The sequence below is a fragment of the Cellulomonas biazotea genome, from assembly GCF_004306155.1.
GTDB lineage: Bacteria > Actinomycetota > Actinomycetes > Actinomycetales > Cellulomonadaceae > Cellulomonas > Cellulomonas biazotea.
Window position 1 is genome coordinate 1 of the sequence record NZ_BIMR01000349.1, and the last position, 3,739, is coordinate 3,739.

Sequence of the window (3,739 nt, forward strand, 5' to 3'; positions counted from 1 at the left end):
CCCCAGGTCGGAGACGGGTCGCGACGGATGTCGTCCGGACGGCCGGGAACGCCGGAGGGCAGGCGGTCAGGACGCCCGTGTGCGCCGGCCGGCGGGCCCCGGTCAGGACCGGTGCTCGGGGACGGCGGTCAGCTGACCGTCAGCGACCCCGAGCCGGCGGGGACGAGCTCGACCCACGTGTTGCCCGGCGCCAGGTCCGCGGGGCGGCCGTCGGCGAGGAACACCCGCAGCGGCGCGTCCTGCGCGTCCTTCTGCCAGCGGACCGCGACCGTCTTGCCGCCGGTCGCGACGACGCCGTCGCCCGAGCCGACGAGCTCGTACGTCGGCACCGGGGCCCCGCCCTGCGCGCCGAACGGCGAGTTCGGGTGCCCGGCGGTGATCGAGACGACGTTCACGGCCGACAGCCGCGAGCCGCTGCGCGCCATCGCGGGCGTGTCACCCTCCGCACGCTGCCACGTGCCGCTCGCGGCGTCCCACGTCCAGCGCGGGTTCGACGCGGGCGACAGCCGGAAGTCGAGCGTCGTCGCGGGCGTGCCGACCTGCGCCGCCGCGGCCCGGTCCGCCGACCGCGCGAACGTGAACTGCTCGGCGGGTGACGCCTGGTGCGACGCGTCGGCCTGCCCCCAGAACACCTCGGGCGTGCCGTAGACGTTGTGCGGGGCGGCGCGGTCACGCGTCCGGTACATGCCGGCGGCACCCGCGTCGTGCGAGATGGACTGCAGCCCGCTCTCCTGCACGAGCGCGAGGATGCCGGGCTGCCCGCCCGAGTACGCGAGCAGGCCGTGCGTCGGCGCCAGGATCAGCGGGTCCATCGGGCGCACCGAGCGGATTGGGCCGACCTCGGCGGGCACCTGCGAGTGGAAGACGGCGACGAGGCGTGACACGTCGAACTCGACGATGGTCTCCCAGACGACGTCCGCCTGCTCGAGCCCGGTCTGCGGGCGGGCGACGGCCGTGTTCTCGATCTTCACACCGAGCGCGGCACGTTCGACGGGCTCCCCCGCGACGCCCGTGAGCGGCCACGTGGCCGGCACGACCGGCGTCGGTGCGGCGCCCTTCTCCGGGTCGATCGTCGCGCGCTGCGTCACCGGTGTCGGCGCGGGCTGCTCGCCGCCACCCCCGCCGCACGCCGCGAGCGCGAGGACGGCGCCGACGACCGGCACCGCCCACCTGGTCGAGGCGCGCACCCGTCGAGCGCGCGCCACCGTCGTCCGTTCCCCCGAGGTCCCCGTCACGCGCACCACTGTCCCACGCCGGGTCCCGGACCGTCCGGACCCGCGCGGGCGCGCCCGGCGTCGCGCAGGTCTCGTTCGGCGGTCGCGCAGCAGGTCAGGAGACCGCGATGCTCCCCGACGACGCCGGCACCAGCTCGACCCAGGTGCTCCCCGGGACGAGCGTCACGGGTGCGCCGTCAGGTGTGGTGAGGGTGAGCACGGCGTCCGTCGACGGCTTCGACCAGCGCACCTCGACCGACCGGCCGCGGCTGACGACGACGCCGTCGCCGGAGTCCACGAGCACCGTCTCCGGCACCGGGTTGCCCGCCGGGTCGCTCGTGCCCGAGTCGACGAGCCGCACGCGCAGCGCGACGACGTTCGCCGCGGCGATGCGGGTCCCGGACGCGGCCGTCGCGGGCGTGTCGCCCTCGGACCGGAGCCACGTGCCGCTGGCGGTGTCGAACGACCACCGCGGGTGCGAGTAGCCCGACAGCGTGAGGTCGAGGGCCGAGGCGGGCGTACCGCTCACGACAGCCGTCGCGTGCTCGGCCCGGCGCGCGAGCGCGAACTGCGCCTGCGGCGACGCCGCGTGCCCCGCGTCCGCGTGCTCCCACAGCGTCTGCGGGGTCGCGTAGACGTTGTGCGGCGCGGGCGCGACACCCTTCTTGCGGTAGAACCCGGGGGCGCCGGCGTCCTGGCTCATGATCTGCAGCCCCGCGGCGCCGAGCGCCTGGACGAAGCCCGGCTGGCCGCCGGAGAACGCCATGAGGCCGTGCAGCGGGGCCGCGATGGCGGGGTCCATCGGCCGGACCGACCGGATCGGGCCGATCTCCGCGGGGACCTGCGAGTGGAACACCGCGACGAAGCGCGAGATGCCGCCCTCGACGACCTGCTCCCACACGACGTCGGCCTGCTCCAGCCCGGCCTGCGGACGCGCCTCCCGGGGGTTCTCGATCTTCACGGCGAGCGCGGGGCGCTCGACGGGCGACTCCGCGGCCTCGCCGGTCAGCGGCCAGCGGACCGGGACGACCGGCGCCGGGGGTGCCGCCTTGACCACCGCGACGGCCGGCTGCTGGGTCACGTCCGGCTGGTCCGGCGTCGTCGGGTCCGCGGAGCACGCGCCCACGAGGAGCGCGGTCGCGCCGAGGACGGCGACGGCGCGCAGGAACGACGGGCGGGCGGGGGCGGCAGGCACGTGCGGGACTCCATTCGGGGGCGGACAGCGGGCAAACTCTACGGGTCGCGGGTGTGCGACCCGTAGGACGCGGCGCCGCGGGGTGCGGGTGCGGGCGCCGCCGGACCCGGCACGACCGGCCGCAGGGGCGGGCCACGACGGGCGGCGGGCGGTGCGCCGACCGGCACCTAGGCTGGGGCGGTGACCCGGCTGCTGCGCGACGTGCCCGCACGCGTGCCGGCGTTGCTGGGGGCCCTCGCCGACGCGCTCGCGGGCGACGGGCCCGCGGTCCGGCCCGTGCCGGTCGGCGCCGAGGACGAGCACCGGACCGACGCACCCGCCGGACACACCGGCGGCGGAACCGCGCACGTCGGTGACGACGTCGCCGTGGTGGTCGGGACGTCGGGCTCGACGGGCGAGCCTCGCGGCGTCCTGCTGTCGGCGACGGCCCTGCGCGCGTCGGCCGACGCGACCCACCGGCGCCTCGGCGGCCCGGGCCGGTGGCTGCTCGCGCTGCCCGCGCACCACGTCGCCGGGCTGCAGGTGCTCGTCCGGTCGGTCGTCGCCGGCACCGCGCCCGCCGTGCTCCCGCCCGGGCCGTTCCGGCCCGACGGCTTCCGCGCGGTCGTCGCGGCGATGCCGCCCGACGGTCGCCGCTACACCTCGCTCGTCCCGACGCAGCTCGTGCGGGTCCTGCAGGACCCGGCCGCGACCGCGGCGCTCGCGACGTTCGACGCGGTGCTGCTGGGCGGCGCCGCGACCCCGCCCGACCTGCGGGCGCGCGCACTGGCCGCGGGCGTCCGCGTCGTCACGACGTACGGCATGACCGAGACGTGCGGCGGCTGCGTGTACGACGGCGTCCCGCTGGACGGTGTCACCGTGTCGCTCGACGACGACGGTCGCGTGCTCCTCGCCGGCCCGGTGCTCGCCGACGGCTACCTGGAGCGTCCGGACCTCGACGCGGACGCGTTCCTCGCGACGCCGACGGGCCGCGTGCTGCGCACGAGCGACCTCGGCCGGCTCGACGGCGGCGTGCTCACGGTGCTGGGTCGCGCGGACGACGTGCTCGTGACGGGCGGGGCGAAGGTCGCCCCGGCGGCCGTCGAGGCGGCGCTGGGCGCGCTCGACGACGTCGCCGAGTCGTGCGTCGTCGGCGTGCCCGACACCGAGTGGGGCCAGGCCGTCGTGGCCGTCGTGGTGCCGCACGCGGGCCGTCCCGTCCCGACCCTCGCGCAGGTGCGGGCCCTGGTCGCCGAGCGGGTCGGACCGGCGTCCGCCCCGCGGGCGGTCGTGCGCGCCGACGCGCTGCCGCTGCGCGGGCCGGGCAAGATCGACCGGCGCGCCGTCGCCG

Annotated in this window: 3 protein-coding genes; 1 reads left to right on the forward strand and 2 read right to left on the reverse strand. The window is 77.8% G+C overall.

What is annotated here, in order from left to right; all coding sequences use genetic code 11:
* Window positions 1–128 precede the first annotated feature (128 nt).
* On the reverse strand, window positions 129–1,163 hold the full coding sequence (locus tag CBZ_RS18330; protein ID WP_130782904.1) for a DUF3048 domain-containing protein: 1,035 nt from the start codon (window positions 1,161–1,163) through the stop codon (window positions 129–131).
* A 166-nt stretch (window positions 1,164–1,329) separates the two neighbouring features.
* Window positions 1,330–2,409, reverse strand: a complete 1,080-nt coding sequence (locus CBZ_RS18335) for a DUF3048 domain-containing protein (RefSeq protein ID WP_130782905.1) — start codon at window positions 2,407–2,409, stop codon at window positions 1,330–1,332.
* Window positions 2,410–2,589: 180 nt separating this feature from the next.
* Between CBZ_RS18335 and menE the strand changes: the two genes are divergently transcribed.
* A partial coding sequence (menE, locus tag CBZ_RS18340) for an o-succinylbenzoate--CoA ligase (protein ID WP_130782906.1) occupies window positions 2,590–3,739 on the forward strand: 1,150 nt, incomplete at its 3' end.